This window comes from Flocculibacter collagenilyticus, from assembly GCF_016469335.1.
Lineage (GTDB): Bacteria > Pseudomonadota > Gammaproteobacteria > Enterobacterales > Alteromonadaceae > Flocculibacter > Flocculibacter collagenilyticus.
The window spans coordinates 1,487,536-1,503,119 of the sequence record NZ_CP059888.1 but is presented as its reverse complement, the minus strand read 5'-3'; the positions used below and the strand labels follow the sequence as shown (position 1 = coordinate 1,503,119).

The 15,584-nt window shown below is 39.1% G+C and carries 13 protein-coding genes and 6 tRNA genes; 4 read left to right on the top strand and 15 right to left on the bottom strand.

All coding sequences use genetic code 11. The features are described from left to right. Positions 1–20 precede the first annotated feature (20 nt). Positions 21–725 carry an OmpW/AlkL family protein gene (locus HUU81_RS06685; RefSeq protein ID WP_199611461.1) on the top strand — a complete coding sequence of 235 codons (705 nt, stop codon included), beginning with the start codon at positions 21–23 and terminating at the stop codon, positions 723–725. A 154-nt stretch (positions 726–879) separates the two neighbouring features. Here HUU81_RS06685 and HUU81_RS06680 read toward each other — a convergent pair whose 3' ends face one another. From HUU81_RS06680 to HUU81_RS06620, 13 genes are all read right to left on the bottom strand, one after another. Continuing rightward, complete coding sequence (locus HUU81_RS06680; RefSeq protein WP_199611460.1) at positions 880–1,161, bottom strand: hypothetical protein; 282 nt, start codon at positions 1,159–1,161, stop codon at positions 880–882. Between the two features lie 173 nt (positions 1,162–1,334). After that, positions 1,335–3,227: a SurA N-terminal domain-containing protein gene (locus HUU81_RS06675; protein ID WP_199611459.1), complete on the bottom strand. Its 1,893-nt coding sequence runs from the start codon at positions 3,225–3,227 to the stop codon at positions 1,335–1,337. Positions 3,228–3,303: 76 nt separating this feature from the next. Then, positions 3,304–3,380: transfer RNA gene (locus HUU81_RS06670), tRNA-Asp, on the bottom strand. 25 nt (positions 3,381–3,405) lie between these two features. Further along, entirely contained in the window at positions 3,406–3,678 is a 273-nt protein-coding gene (gene hupB / locus HUU81_RS06665) for a nucleoid-associated protein HU-beta (RefSeq protein WP_199611458.1), read from the bottom strand. Between the two features lie 238 nt (positions 3,679–3,916). Beyond that, positions 3,917–6,265, bottom strand: a complete 2,349-nt coding sequence (lon, locus tag HUU81_RS06660; protein WP_199611457.1) for an endopeptidase La — start codon at positions 6,263–6,265, stop codon at positions 3,917–3,919. Between the two features lie 133 nt (positions 6,266–6,398). Next, positions 6,399–7,679 carry an ATP-dependent protease ATP-binding subunit ClpX gene (clpX, locus tag HUU81_RS06655; protein WP_199611456.1) on the bottom strand — a complete coding sequence of 427 codons (1,281 nt, stop codon included), beginning with the start codon at positions 7,677–7,679 and terminating at the stop codon, positions 6,399–6,401. Positions 7,680–7,753: 74 nt separating this feature from the next. Continuing rightward, positions 7,754–8,386: an ATP-dependent Clp endopeptidase proteolytic subunit ClpP gene (gene clpP / locus HUU81_RS06650; RefSeq protein WP_199611455.1), complete on the bottom strand. Its 633-nt coding sequence runs from the start codon at positions 8,384–8,386 to the stop codon at positions 7,754–7,756. A gap of 88 nt (positions 8,387–8,474) precedes the next feature. Further along, the gene (tig, locus tag HUU81_RS06645) at positions 8,475–9,782 is read right to left on the bottom strand and encodes a trigger factor (protein ID WP_199611454.1); all 1,308 of its coding nucleotides are present in this window, start codon (positions 9,780–9,782) and stop codon (positions 8,475–8,477) included. A 248-nt stretch (positions 9,783–10,030) separates the two neighbouring features. Beyond that, a tRNA-Pro gene (locus HUU81_RS06640) sits at positions 10,031–10,107 on the bottom strand. A gap of 18 nt (positions 10,108–10,125) precedes the next feature. Further along, positions 10,126–10,210: transfer RNA gene (locus HUU81_RS06635), tRNA-Leu, on the bottom strand. 5 nt (positions 10,211–10,215) lie between these two features. After that, positions 10,216–10,291, bottom strand: a tRNA-His gene (locus tag HUU81_RS06630). Positions 10,292–10,300: 9 nt separating this feature from the next. Continuing rightward, a tRNA-Arg gene (locus HUU81_RS06625) sits at positions 10,301–10,377 on the bottom strand. Positions 10,378–10,402: 25 nt separating this feature from the next. Continuing rightward, positions 10,403–10,479, bottom strand: a tRNA-Pro gene (locus HUU81_RS06620). Positions 10,480–10,861: 382 nt separating this feature from the next. On the opposite strand from HUU81_RS06620, the gene folD reads away from it, so the two are divergent. Next, positions 10,862–11,716: a bifunctional methylenetetrahydrofolate dehydrogenase/methenyltetrahydrofolate cyclohydrolase FolD gene (gene folD / locus HUU81_RS06615; RefSeq protein WP_199611453.1), complete on the top strand. Its 855-nt coding sequence runs from the start codon at positions 10,862–10,864 to the stop codon at positions 11,714–11,716. Between the two features lie 87 nt (positions 11,717–11,803). Here folD and cysS read toward each other — a convergent pair whose 3' ends face one another. Further along, on the bottom strand, positions 11,804–13,195 hold the full coding sequence (gene cysS / locus HUU81_RS06610; RefSeq protein WP_199611452.1) for a cysteine--tRNA ligase: 1,392 nt from the start codon (positions 13,193–13,195) through the stop codon (positions 11,804–11,806). 278 nt (positions 13,196–13,473) lie between these two features. Here cysS and HUU81_RS06605 point away from each other — a divergent pair, with 278 nt between their 5' ends. After that, positions 13,474–13,965, top strand: coding sequence for a peptidylprolyl isomerase (locus tag HUU81_RS06605; protein WP_199611451.1), 492 nt, complete (start codon positions 13,474–13,476; stop codon positions 13,963–13,965). Positions 13,966–14,088: 123 nt separating this feature from the next. Continuing rightward, on the top strand, positions 14,089–14,844 hold the full coding sequence (locus tag HUU81_RS06600) for a UDP-2,3-diacylglucosamine diphosphatase (RefSeq protein WP_199611984.1): 756 nt from the start codon (positions 14,089–14,091) through the stop codon (positions 14,842–14,844). On the opposite strand, the gene HUU81_RS06595 is transcribed toward HUU81_RS06600, so the two are convergent. Further along, the gene (locus tag HUU81_RS06595) at positions 14,837–15,496 is read right to left on the bottom strand and encodes a tetratricopeptide repeat protein (protein WP_199611450.1); all 660 of its coding nucleotides are present in this window, start codon (positions 15,494–15,496) and stop codon (positions 14,837–14,839) included. The two genes, HUU81_RS06600 and HUU81_RS06595, sit on opposite strands and share 8 nt — an antisense overlap. Positions 15,497–15,584 lie beyond the last annotated feature (88 nt).

The following is a 15,584-nucleotide window of genomic DNA, read 5'->3' as shown; positions in this document are numbered from 1 at the left end:
AATTGTAAAGGGGAAAACAAATGAAACTATTACCTAACTTGATCGCCACTTCACTACTATTAGCAAGCTCTTCTGCAATGGCTAATTTTCATGTAAACGTTGGTGCAATCTCTGTAATGCCAAACGATGACAGTAGCTATTTAAATACTGTAGAAACACTAGCGGGCCTGCCTGTCAACTCGACTCAGGTGAGCGTAGACAGTAACACTCAACTAGGTTTGACCTTTGACTATGACATCGACGATAACTGGACTGTAGAGCTAGTTGCAGCTACACCATTTAGCCATGATATTGAAGTTAAGAGTACTGCCAGCGCTGTTAATAAATTAGCAGCAGGTTCAACAAAACATTTGCCTCCAACGTTATTAATGCAGTACCACTTTGGCAGCAAGGAACAAGCATTTCGCCCATTCGTAGGCGCAGGTATTAACTACACTATATTCTTTGAAGAAGAAGTAAGTGGCCTAGATGCTGCGCTCACTGGTCTCGATATTATTAGCAACGATGATCACCTAACTTTAGATTTAGATGACTCTGTTGGCTTAGCACTCCAAGCTGGGTTTAATTATTCTCTTAACAAAGACTGGGGCATTCATGCAATGGCATCATGGGCAGACATAGACTCAGACGGTGAAGTAAAATTGAATGGAAATACAATTCAGAAAATTGATGTACAAATTGATCCTACAATCGTAATGGTAGGCCTGCGATATAGCTTTAACTAACATCGAATAAAGCTTTGTAGGGCAGTATTTATGCTAGCCCTATGGGCTTCTGCATCTTATCTGGCTCTAAGTAACACATATAGCGGCTAAACTAAAACATCTCAGTTGAGCCGCATTCACTTCGTAATAGTGATATTTGCTATTAAATATTCACTTATTCATTAACTTCAGTAATTGAAACTCTATATTTCCCATAACTCTCGTTAAGGCAGGACTTAACAACGATAATTGCAACTGGAATAATGGCCAAGGCAGAACATATACTGGCAATAGTATTTGCTGATGAGTCATTCCCCCCGGTCACCGCTAATCCTAAAATCACACCGAAAAAGCCACCTGCAAACGAAAGTGGAATACCAAATACAAACGTTTTCCAAGTAATATTCCACCAAATTCTCGTGCTAACCTTAAATGAAGGTTCTATTTCATTTTCCATATACTACTGCCACTATTTCTTACTAGATAAAATAAACCGATTCAGCCAATACGTGTAAAAACAAACACGCTTAATTTTTAGCTATACTTTTGGTCATATAAAGCAAAAAAGAGCCTTTCGGCTCTTTCTTGTACACGTAAGATTTATCTTACACGGTATTTCACAACTTTTACTTAGTTATTGATCGGCTTTTCGATCTCAGCTTTTGCTCTAAGTTGCTCAATAAACGTTTTGTAGTCAGCTTGTGCATTAACCGACGCTAAACGTTGCTCTGCCGCAGTTAAATCTTCAGCAATTTCGCCATCTTTTACTTCAACAACATTAACCACTGCTACACCGCCGCTTGCCAGCTCAATTTTTTCAATTGATTTAACCTCTGCTGAAGGGTGCGGTAGGCTAAATGCCTTTTGCTTAATGTCGTAGTTCACAGCATTGTCTTGGCGAGTTAATGCTTCTACCTTTTCAAGTGTTAAGTTGTGAGTTGTAACAGCAGTTTCAAGCTCAGAACCAGACTTAACACTTGCGATAATGCTATCAGCAAGCTCGCTTGCTTTTTCATTCGCCATTTGTTGAACCACTGCAGCTGTTACTTCTTCTTTTACTTCATCAAAAGATTTTGTTCTTGCAGGTTTATGTCCAACCATACGAAGCACAATCACGTGCTCGTCAGATAGCTCTATCACATCACTATTTAAGTTCTCTTGTACAACTTGCTCAGAAAATGCTGCGTTAATCACTTTAGGATTACTAAGTGCAGCTGGCGCAGTATTTTTCGAGAAAAACGCTGTTTCTTTAACGTCTGCATTAATCGCAACGGCTGCATCTTCTAAGGTATCAGGAACCTCAAAACTTAGTTCGCTAAGTTGTTGTTGAAGATCATAAAATTGTTCAGTTGCTTGAGCTTGTTTCAGCTCAGCTGCAATCTTGTCTTTAACTTCAGCTAACTCAGTTGTTTCACTGTCATTAACATCCGTCAGTTTAATGATATGAAAACCAAATTCAGACTTAACGATATCGCTGTAATCACCCACTTCAGACAATTCAAATACAGCCTCATCAAATGCAGGATCCATAATGCCTTTTTCAAACCAATCTAAGTCACCGCCTTGCTCACCACTAAACGTATCTTGAGATTTAGCTTTAGCAAGTTCAGCGAAATCAGCGCCACTTTTCAGCTCGTCCTGAATTGCTTCAATTTCTTTCCGTGCTGCATCTTCATCATCACCAAACTCTATTAGAATGTGAGAAGCTCTCACTTTTTTCTCTGTTTTGTAGTTGGCAAGATTTTCTTCGTAATATTGCTGAACTTCTTCATCAGATACTTCAATATTCTTTGCAATATCTGCTGCGTTTAATTCAACGTACTCAACCTTAACCTGTTCATCAGTTTCAAATTGAGTGCTATTCATTTGGTAATGCTCTTGAAGTGCTTCTTCCGTTGGCGTTACTGCATCTTTGAATTGGTTTGCATCAATGGTTGCATACTCAACATGACGAACTTGTTGTGCCAATGCTTCTTGTGCTTTAACTTCACCTTCAAGTGCAAAGCTTGTTACAGCTACTGCTTGACCAAGTTGACGACGTGTCATCTCAGTTCTTAAATAATCTCTGAATGCACTAGGTTGAAAGCCTGCTTGACGCAATACAGCTAAATAACGGTCATTATCAAATTTACCATCAAGCTGGAATTCTGGCATCTTAACGATAGATTCTTTAATTGCTTCATCGCTAACACGTAAGCCTAATTCTTTTGCTGCTTGGTCTTGCAGTAAATCATTAATTAAACGGTCAACAACACCTTGGCGAAATTTTTCCATGTAACTTTCGTCTGCAGCAAGTTGTGAAAACATTTGCCCAAACTGCTGTTCCATTCTCGCACGTTCATTTTGGTAAGCTTGCTCGAATTGTGCTTGGTTAATATTTTCACCATTAACAATAGCAACTGGTACATCAGAGCTTTGCCCCAAATAACTACCAATACCAGCTAATGCAAAAGTAATAATTACAAAACCAAGTACGATTTTAGCCGCAACCCCTTGCGAGCCTTCACGTATTCTCTCTAACATCTTATGTTTCTCGTTGTAACTTGCTTATTATAAAAAAAGCGCATCTTAACAGATGCGCCTTTTATATTGAAGTGTTTGGCGGAGTGGACGGGACTCGAACCCGCGACCCCCGGCGTGACAGGCCGGTATTCTAACCAACTGAACTACCACTCCTAAATATTTACTTCAAACAGCTGTCTTAGTTAACAGCGTCTTTTAGAGCTTTACCAGCTTTAAAAGAAGGAATATTAGCCGCAGCGATTTGAATTGTCTCGCCAGTTTGTGGGTTACGGCCTGAACGAGCTGCACGCTCACGAACAGAAAAAGTACCGAATCCAACTAGAGCCACTGAATCGCCTTCTTTTAGAGTATCAGTAACAGCTTCAATGAATGCGTCTAATGCGCGACCAGCTGAAGCTTTAGAAATATCTGCACTACCAGCGATTTTGTCGATTAGTTGAGACTTATTCACAATGTCATCCCCTTCAATTGTTATTATTTTTTCAAACCACAGTTTAGATTGTGTGGCGAGTGCTGTTTTATATCAAGACTGATTTCTTGATGCAAGAAAATACTCGCCACTTTAAATCTTTTTGATGCTAGCCCTTATCTCATAAGGTCTGCAACCAACTGTGCTTAGGCTAACACGTTTTTTTTAATTGGGAAGCCCTTAAGCACACTTTTTTTCGTTTTTTTTGCAAAATTCGTTGTTATTGCTCAATTTTAAAGCCTTCTGGCGGCTCTTGGAGGGCAATTTCGAGAACTTCGTCAATCCATTTAACAGGGATGATTTCTAAATCACCTTTCACATTATCTGGAATTTCTTTTAGATCGCGCTTATTTTCATCAGGAATTAAAACGGTTTTAATTCCTCCTCGATGCGCTGCAAGCAATTTCTCTTTCAAACCACCGATAGGAAGTACTTCGCCTCTTAAGGTGATCTCACCCGTCATTGCCACATCTGCACGCACAGGATTACCCGTTAAGCATGAAATTAACGTTGTTACCATTGCAATACCTGCTGAAGGGCCATCTTTTGGCGTAGCGCCTTCTGGTACGTGAACATGAATATCACGCTTTTCATTAAAGTCCGTATTAATACCCAGCTTTTCTGCTCGGCTTCTAACAACAGTCATCGCGGCTTGAATTGATTCTTGCATCACTTCACCAAGTGAACCCGTAAAGCTAAGCTTACCTTTGCCAGGCACCGCAGCCGACTCAATCGTTAGTAAGTCTCCGCCAACTTCAGTCCAAGCTAATCCTGTTACTTGACCAATACGGTTATTCTCTTCTGCTTTACCGTAATCAAAACGTTGAACACCTAAATATTCTTCTAGATTGTCATCCGTTACAGCTATTTGCTTAGTAGACTTTTCAAGCAGAATTTTCTTAACGACTTTACGACAAATTTTTGAAATTTCGCGCTCTAAGCTACGCACACCCGCTTCACGCGTGTAATACCTGATAATGCCGATAATTGCACTTTCAGTGATATCAACTTCTTCTGGCTTTAACCCGTTACGTTTAATTTGCTTTGCAATTAGGTGACGCTGAGCGATATTAAGCTTCTCATCTTCAGTGTAACCAGACAGTCTAATCACTTCCATACGATCCAGTAATGGACCTGGAATGTTCATGCTGTTAGACGTAGCAACAAACATAACATCAGACAAGTCGTAATCCACTTCTAGGTAATGATCATTAAAACTTGTATTTTGTTCAGGATCTAGCACTTCTAAAAGTGCAGATGATGGGTCGCCACGCATATCAGAAGACATTTTGTCTATTTCATCTAATAAAAATAGTGGGTTTTTAACACCCACTTTAGACATCTTTTGAATAATCTTACCCGGCATTGAACCGATATACGTTCGTCTATGGCCTCTAATCTCTGCTTCATCACGCACACCACCAAGCGCCATACGAACATATTTGCGGCCAGTAGATTTAGCAATAGATTGACCCAAAGAGGTTTTGCCCACACCTGGTGGACCTACTAAGCAAAGGATTGGACCTTTTACTTTATTAGTTCTTTGCTGAACGGCAAGGTATTCGACAATACGTTCTTTAACTTTTTCTAAACCGTAGTGATCAGAATCAAGAATATCTTCTGCTTTTGATAAGTCTTTTTTAACTTTGCTACGCTTTTTCCATGGAACGCTGATCATCCAATCAATATAACTGCGTACAACTGTTGCTTCAGCTGACATTGAAGACATCATTTTTAATTTTTGTAGTTCAGCCGTTGTTTTCTTTTCGGCTTCTTCTGGCATTTGCGACTCTTTAATTTTTTGCGCTAATGCTTCAAATTCGTCAGGCGCATCGTCTAGTTCACCTAGTTCTTTTTGAATTGCTTTCATTTGCTCATTCAAATAGTACTCACGCTGACTCTTTTCCATTTGCTTTTTAACACGGCTGCGAATTTTCTTTTCTACTTGAAGTAAATCAATTTCGCCTTCCATTAACGCCATTAAGTACTCAAGGCGCTCTGTTACATCAAAAATTTCCAACACTTTTTGTTTGTCTTCAATTTTCAATGGCATGTGCGACGCCATCGTATCCGCTAACCTTGCAGGGTCATCAATACCTGTAATTGAGGTGAGTACTTCAGGCGGTATTTTTTTATTAAGCTTTACATAGCCTTCAAACTGGCTAATGGCTGAGCGGATAAATATATCTTGCTCACGTTCATCGATATTTTCACTTACTAAGAATTGTATATCTGCAGTAAAAAAGTCGTCTGTGTCTTTAAATTTTTCAATTTTAGCGCGTTGATTGCCTTCAACCAGCACTTTTACAGTACCATCTGGTAATTTAAGTAACTGTAGAATATTGGCCACAGTACCTACTTCAAACATATCTTCTTCTTCTGGCTCGTCTACTGACGCATCTTTTTGTGCCAAAAGGAAAATTTGTTTATTGGTATTCATTGCGGCTTCTAAACAACGAATAGATTTTTCGCGGCCGACAAATAAAGGGATAACCATATGCGGATATACAACTACATCGCGCAAAGCTAATACTGGAATTTCAATATGATCCGTACGTTCAAGCGTCATGATAATTCTCGGAATCTTTAATTTTATGAAATGACTTGGAAAAGTATATGGGGATATGTTCAAAAACTTCAACGTAAAAAACAAAAAAGGAGCTATTGCAGCTCCTTTTTGGATGATTTTTGTACGAATTTAACTATTCAGAAACAGCTTGCTGCTTTTCATTGTTCTCGTAAATCATAATTGGCAACGATTCGCCTTTAATTACTGTTTCATCAACAACAACTTTGCTTACGTTTTCCAATGAAGGTAATTCATACATTGTTTCAAGCAGTACGCCTTCAACAATTGAGCGTAAACCACGAGCTCCTGTCTTCCTTACCATTGCTTTATTCGCAATCGCTTTTAGGGCGTCTTCTCTAAACTCAAGATTAACACCTTCCATCTCAAACAAGGCTGCATATTGCTTAGTTAACGCATTTTTTGGCTCTTGTAAGATTTGAATTAAAGCGTCTTCATCTAATTCAGTTAATGTAGTCACTACAGGTAAGCGCCCAATAAACTCTGGGATCAAACCGTATTTTACTAAGTCTTCTGGCTCAACATCTTTGAAGCTTTCGCTAATGCTACGCTCACTGCTAACGCCTTTAACATCAACACCAAAACCAATACCAGTGCCTTTAGCGCTACGCATTTCAATCACTTTATCTAAGCCTGCGAATGCACCGCCACAGATAAATAAGATTTTTGATGTATCAACCTGTAAAAACTCTTGCTGAGGATGTTTTCTTCCACCTTGAGGAGGAACTGAAGCCACCGTACCTTCAATCAGCTTAAGTAGCGCCTGCTGAACGCCTTCGCCAGAAACATCACGTGTGATTGATGGATTGTCTGATTTGCGAGAAATCTTATCAATTTCATCAATGTACACAATGCCTCGCTGTGCTTTTTCAACATCGTAATCACACTTCTGCAATAACTTTTGAATGATGTTTTCAACATCTTCACCAACGTAACCAGCTTCTGTTAGCGTTGTTGCATCTGCCATAGTGAAAGGCACATCTAGCAAACGAGCTAACGTTTCAGCAAGTAATGTTTTACCACTACCTGTTGGGCCGATAAGTAAGATATTACTTTTATCTAATTCGACTGCACTTTCAGGACCAGAGTTTTTTAGTCGCTTATAATGATTATATACAGCTACAGATAACACCTTTTTGGCGTGCACCTGCCCTATTACATATTCATCCAAGTGTGAACGAATTTCCATTGGTGTTGGAAGTTTTTCTTCGTCACGCTTGTTTGGTGCCAGCTCTTTTATTTCTTCACGAATAATATCGTTACACAGCTCTACACATTCATCACAAATGTAAACAGAAGGACCAGCAATAAGTTTTTTTACTTCATGCTGACTTTTGCCACAGAATGAACAATAAAGCAATTTTCCGTTGTCACCATCATTTCGGTTTTCGGGCATGCAAGTACCTCTTAACTAGCACTATCAAATCGGTAATAACTATATTATTACCTCGATTTGAAAGGTTAACAAACTTATTTTGTTTCTCTATGCGTTAATATGGAGTCAACTAGCCCATAATCAACCGCATCTTGTGCGCTCATAAAGTTGTCGCGGTCTGTATCTTGCGCAACTTTTTCGATATCTTGACCAGTATGATCAGCAAGTAGTCTATTTAATTTATCTTTAATGCTAAGAATTTCTTTAGCATGTATTTCAAAATCTGATGCTTGGCCTTGGAAACCACCGAGTGGTTGATGAATCATTACGCGTGAATTTGGTAAGCAAAAACGCTTCCCTTTTTCACCAGCAGAAAGTAAAAATGCGCCCATACTTGCTGCTTGCCCCATACATACTGTACTAATATTTGGCTTAATAAATTTCATGGTGTCATAAATTGCCATACCAGCAGTTACTGAGCCACCTGGAGAGTTAATATAAATGAATATGTCTTTTTCAGGGTTTTCTGATTCTAAAAATAATAACTGCGCAACAATCAGGTTCGCCATATTATCTTCAACTTGCCCAGTTAAGAAAATAACACGCTCTTTTAGCAATCGCGAATAGATGTCAAAAGATCGCTCACCTTTCGCTGTTTGTTCAATGACAACAGGAATGAGTGCACTTAGAGGGTCTGTGACCGAACTCTTTTCTGAGTTTAAAATCATATAGTTATGCTTCCCTTAAATAAAAATGGCCCGTTTAATACGAGCCATTTAAACCATTGCTTCAATCAGAAGTCAACAATTATCATCATTATGCAGCTTGAGGGTTCATTACTTCGTCAAACTTAGCTTTTGTTTCTTTAACCTTTGCTTGGTCTAAAAGTAACTCAACTGCTTGCTCTTCAAGCGCTACGTTGCGCATTTGCTGCATTAATTCTGCGTTGTTGTTATAGTAATCAACAACTTCTTGCGGGTTTTCGTATGCAGAAGCCATCGACTCGATTAACGCGTTTACTTTTTCTTCGTCAGCTTTCAATTCATTCGTCTTGATCACTTCACCAAGTAGTAAACCTACTTTAACGCGGTCTTTTGCTTGCTCTTCAAACAACTCAGCTGGAAGCTCAGGCATGTTTTTAGGATCTACTTGACCACCAAAACGTTGCATTGATTGCTTACGCAAGTTATCGATTTCTTGATCAACTAGTGACTTAGGTAGTTCAACTTCGTTTTCAGCGATTAAACCTTTGATAACTTGTTCTTTAACCTTAGTTTTGATTGCTTGAGCAAGCTCACGTTCCATGTTCTTACGAACTTCAGCACGTAGCGCTTCTACACCACCGTCAGTAACACCGAACAATGTAGCAAATTCATCATCTAACTCTGGTAACTTTTGCTTTTCAACTAAGTTTACTTTGATGTCGAATTTAGCTTCTTTACCTTTAAGGTTTTCAGCATGGTAATCTTCAGGGAAAGTTACTTCGATCGTTTTTTCTTCGCCCGCTTTAAGACCAGTTACACCTTCTTCAAAGCCTGGGATCATTCTACCAGCGCCAATTTCAAGGATGAAGTTTTCAGCTTTTCCGCCTTCAAACTCTTCACCGTCAATTGAACCAACAAAGTCAATGCTTGCACGTTCGTTTTTGCCAACTTTGCCTTTTTTCTCAACCCAAGTAGCATGTTGCTTTCTTAGCGTGTCCATCATGTTGTCAAGGTCTGAATCGTCGACTTCCACAACAGGTTTTTCAACTGCAATTTTTTCTACATTTTTAACTTCAACAGTAGGATAAACTTCAATTGTTGCAGTGAATTCTAAATCTTTACCAGATTCATTAACCTTAGGCTCAAAATAAGGTGCGCCTGCTGGGTTAATTTTTTCAGCAATAATTGCTTCAACGTAGTTGCGTTGCATAAGATCTGTAGCAACTTCGTTACGTACTGCATCACCATAACGCTTTTGAATAACACTTACAGGAACTTTACCAGGACGGAAACCGTCAATTCTTTGAGTTTTTGACAATTGGCGAAGACGATTTTTTACTTCAACATCAATTGAATCAGCTGGTACTGAAATAGTAAGACGGCGTTCTAAACCTTGAGTCGTCTCAACAGAAACTTGCATCTTTTTACCTCGATTTAATCATTCGGCGATATCGTTCGCCCTTCCTTTCCTAATTAATTTACACTCTTTTTATAGGTCAACAAAATTTAACTTATGAGTGTCTACAATAACTAGATATAAAATTAAGACGCGGCATTATAGCTAGGTTATATGCAGTAGTCGAGAGTAAATAATAGAAAAATGCTAAGGCTATTTTAATTTTTTAATAAAGAGAAAATAAGATAAGAAAGAGATGGCCATCAAGAAGATGGTCGGTGTTGCAGGATTCGAACCTGCGACCCCTTCGACCCAAACGAAGTGCGCTACCAAGCTGCGCTAAACACCGACAATTTGTATATATAAATGGTGCGGACGGAGAGACTTGAACTCTCACGCCGTGAAGCACTGGAACCTAAATCCAGCGTGTCTACCAATTCCACCACGTCCGCAAGGATGGGGCGACTGATGGGGATTGAACCCACGACAACCGGAATCACAATCCGGGGCTCTACCAACTGAGCTACAGCCGCCACTGTGTATGGCGCGCCCGGTAGGAGTCGAACCTACGACCCACGGCTTAGAAGGCCGTTGCTCTATCCAGCTGAGCTACGGGCGCTCAATACTCACAACTTAAGAGAAAATGGTCGGTGTTGCAGGATTCGAACCTGCGACCCCTTCGACCCAAACGAAGTGCGCTACCAAGCTGCGCTAAACACCGATTTAATTCAATCGCTCTCTCGTTGCGACGGGGGCGGATATTACAGACTTGGTATTTTCACGTCAATGACTTTTTTAATTTTTTTATTCTATTTGCTTAGTTTTAAAACAAACGTTCAAATGTTATCCAAACACAATTGATTTATGTTCAAAATACGTTCAATTCCTTTAAATATCAGCAAAATCTTCTTTTTTGAGTCACTCGATAGCCTTTAAAAAGCATGAACCTCAATTTATGCGTAATTTTAACCAGTTAATTATTTTTCTTCGCTTATATTCATGAGAAAATAGCCAGCGATTTTTGTTAATCCACCCTACACTCACTTCATTCACTTTTATATACATATATTAGTGAATCGAAGTTATACAATTAAGGTTTAAAGATGTCAGCGCAAATTATTGATGGTAAAGCAATTGCACAAACATTAAGGAACAACGTAGCAATTACTGTTGCCGATCGTGTACAGAAAGGAAAAAAAGCTCCCGGCCTTGCAGTAATATTAATTGGTTCTGATCCGGCCTCACAAGTTTATGTTGGCAGTAAGCGTAAGGCATGTGAAGAAGTTGGTTTTGTTTCTAAATCATATGATCTACCACCAGAAACAGAACAAAAAGCGCTATTAGCATTAATTGATGAACTAAATGCTGACGATAGTGTTGATGGCATTTTAGTACAACTACCACTGCCAAAAGCGTTTAATACTGATCAAGTTATTGAACGTATTGATCCGCATAAAGACGTTGATGGTTTTCATCCCTACAATATTGGCCGCCTAGCCCAGCGTATCCCAACGTTACGTCCCTGCACTCCCAAAGGTATCATGACGTTAATTCAGTCAACGGGCCAGTATCTAAAAGGTTTAGATGCGGTAATTGTTGGTGCGTCTAATATTGTTGGTCGTCCAATGTCGATGGAATTACTATTAGCAGGCTGTACAACCACGGTATGCCATAAATTTACTAAAGATCTTGAAAGCCATGTAAGACGAGCTGATTTACTGGTTGTAGCGGTTGGAATTCCTGAATTTATTCCCGGTGAATGGATTAAAGAAGGGGCTATTGTTATAGATGTGGGCATTAACCGACTTGAGAACGGTTCACTGGTTGGCGATGTAAGCTTTGAAAAAGCAGCAGAGAAAGCAGGTTTTATTACTCCTGTTCCTGGTGGCGTTGGCCCAATGACCGTGGCTAGCTTGATTGAAAATACGCTAGAGTCTTGCGAAAAGTACCGCGATTAACATCTATTGCCCAATTTTAAACACTTTAATGTAGAAGAGGCGCATAATGCGCCTCTTCTTATTATATAACCTTTATTAGTGGGTTATTTACGCTTTTCTCCAAGTGGTACCTTCTGCACTATCTTCAAGTACAATATTCATTGCAGATAACTTATCACGTGCATCATCAGCTGCGGCCCAATCTTTACTTGCTCTGGCATCGTTACGCTGTTTAATTAACGCTTCTATCACGGCTACTTCGTCATCGTCAGAGCCTGCTTTTAGAAAATCATCAGCAGACTGTTGTAATAACCCTAATACAGTGCCAAGTTTAACCAACATCGCTGCAGCTTGCTGCGCCTTTGCAGCATTTTCGTTGCGGTTTAAATTAATCTCTTTTGCAAGCTCAAACAACACTGGCATCGCTTCAGGAACATTAAAGTCATCATTCATTGCTTTTTCAAAGCGCAAAACATATTTGTCCATTTCGCTATTGGCAGCGTCTTGATGCGCGGTTAAATCAATGCCTCTTAATGCAGTATATAAACGCTCTAACGATGCTCTTGCTTGGGTTAAGTTATCTTGCGAATAATTCAATTGACTACGATAATGACCCGACATTAAGAAAAAACGCACTGTTTCTGCATCAAATTCTTTTAATACATCACTAATTGTAAAAAAGTTGCCTAGCGATTTTGACATCTTTTCTTTATCTACTTGTACCATGCCCGTATGAATCCATGTATTTACATATTGGCTGTCGTTTGCGCAGCATGACTGCGCTATCTCATTTTCATGATGAGGAAATTGTAGATCTGAACCACCACCGTGGATATCAAAATGTTTGCCAAGGTGTTTTTCACTCATTGCAGAACATTCAATATGCCATCCAGGACGACCATCTCCCCAAGGAGACTCCCACTTAGGTTCATTTGGCTTGGCTAATTTCCATAATACAAAGTCTAATGGATCATCTTTACCTTCGCTTACCGCCACACGAGCACCAGCTTGAAGCATATCTAAATTTTGCTGGCTTAACTTTCCGTAATCATCATATTTACTCACGTCAAACAAAACGTCTCCGTTACCCGACACGTAGGCATACTCTTTGTCGATTAACGTTTGAATGATGCTAATAATCTCATCAATATGGCCAGTTACTGTTGGCTCAATATCAGGTGGTAACATACCTAAATCTTCAAAGTTCTGATGCATGATTTGGGTATAACGTGCGGTGAGCTGGTCACATGTTTCATTATTTTCTGCCGCACGAGTAATTATCTTGTCGTCAACATCGGTAATATTACGTACGTATGTCACATCGTAATTTAAATGGCGTAAATAACGTTGCATAATGTCGAACGACACATAAGTTCTTGCATGCCCAATATGACAATGGTCGTAAATGGTTACTCCACATACATACATGCCAACCTTGCCCGCTTGCAATGGTTTGAAGAGTTCTTTTTGGCGTGTAAGCGTATTGTAGATTTGTAACATTTACGTTTTCCTTTAATTTAAATGACTGCTAGATAACGACTAATGCCGTTTCTTTGGACTTTATGGGTAGTTAGTAAAATAAATATTCTACCAACACACAACTAGCTCGCGATTCTATCACCAGTAATACAGTCAATCTAGCTAAACTAAGTACTTTTAAAAGCCCCGCTAATAACCTGTGTAGTAAACACTGATTTAACCTTCTTTTGCCTTACCTCTTTCAGAATAATTGATAAGCAGCTAAAATAATTTCTTTTAAATATTCCTTAGAGAGAAATATGGTTACGCTTAAAACAAACTTTGGCTCAATTAAACTAGCACTTTTTGAAGACAAAGCGCCTGAAACAGTGGCAAACTTTTTAGCTTACGCAAAAGAAGGCTTTTACGATAACACCATTTTTCACCGTGTTATTGATGGCTTTATGATCCAAGGCGGTGGCTTTGAGCCAGACATGACTCAAAAAGACGCTAAAGATCCTATCAAAAATGAAGCTAATAACGGCGTACAAAACAAAGCGTTCACTGTAGCCATGGCAAGAACGCCAGATCCTCACTCTGCTACAGCACAGTTTTTTATCAATGTTTCAGACAATAACTTTTTAGACTTCAGAGCAGAAACACCTGATGGCTGGGGCTACTGTGTATTCGGCGAAGTTGTTGATGGCAAAGAAGTTGTTGAAGAAATCAAAAACGTACCAACTGGCACGAGTGGTTTCCACCAAGATGTACCTGTAACTAACGTGATTATCGAGTCTGTTGAAATCGATTAATCTACTTAGTTTAACTATTATTTCAATATAAAATAATAGTGCTTTTCGATTAGCTTTTACTTAGCCATAACTAAAAGCTAATCACCACCACTTCCAACTTTATTGGTATTCCTACGTTAATTTATTATGCGCTATACCCTTTTTATTGCTGATCTGCATCTAACTGAAAGTCGTCCAGATATCACTGCATGCTTCTATTCTTTTTTAGAAGAGCATGTCACATCTAATTGCGATGCCTTGTATATTTTGGGTGATTTTTTTGAGGTGTGGATAGGTGATGATGAACAGTCAGCATTGCAGCAGACTATCGCCAACAAACTAAACTACATCAGCAGCAATATTTGTCCGGTATTTTTCATCCATGGTAATCGTGATTTTCTTTTAGGAAAAAAATACGCCACACAATGCGGAATGACATTATTACCGGAAGAGCAATTGATTAATTTATATGGCGAACAAGCGCTGATTATGCATGGCGATCAACTGTGTACTCAAGATATAAAATACCAAAAGTTTAGAAAGCAATCTCGCTCTAAATGGTGGCAATGCATCATGCTTAATTTACCGCTATTTTTGCGCAAGCGTATCGCACGCAACGCCAGAATGAAAAGTAAAGAATCACAGCAAGGTGTTGATCTAAACTTACTTGACGTAGTGCAACATGATGTTGAAGTTGTGATGGATAAATATGATGTAAATTTACTCATTCACGGTCACACTCACCGCCCGGCGACTCACAATTTTACTGCATATAAGAACAGTAAAACTCGTATAGTGTTAGGCGACTGGTACACTCAAGGTAGTTATTTAGTAGTTTCTGAGCAAGAAAAACACCTTGTATATAAGCCGTTCAATCGCCCAGATACCTACCCTAATTGACTAGTTCTTTGTTTACCTTGGCAAGCACTTCATCAATTTCTAAACGTCGATGCTTATCGACTAACGGCCTTTCCATTTGCGCTGTAGCATTTTTAGCAATTAATAAATACTTTTTAGCCTCATCGTATTTATGTTTCTTAAACAAGTATTCACCATAAAAAAAGTTTGCATCCATTCCATTCGGATTAAATTGTAACGCCTTTTTTAGCAAGCGCTCCGCTTTATTATCATCACCAAACGAAATGGGTTTACCAGGAACTCGATAATATAATGCCCCCAAGCTAATATAAGCGGCACCACCTAATGCGCTATCATTGATGTGTAATGATCTTTCTAATGACTTTTTGGCCTTCTTAGCCAATTTTAAGGCGCTAACACCCTCTTTAACCCCGGCATAACTCGACTCGATAATGCCTCGCCAAACCCACACCTCTGCTTGTTTTGGATGCTGCTTCACTAACTTAACTATATCTTTTAGTAAATCTTGGTAAGCACGCTGTTGTTCATCTCCCTTAAGAGTGAATTCTACTTTTGCCCATTCATGTTTGATGTTTTGCAGCGCGTCACTTGAATTTGAATGAGCATAAGCAGCAATCCCTACAAATAAAATTGCCCACATTATCGATATACCAGTGATTTTTAATAGCCTCATAAGAACCTGCTTGCAAGTGTGTTGATTTTTATTATGACTCATAGCTTAGTGCTTAATTAAAAAAACAGGTACAAATAAACCGTAATTA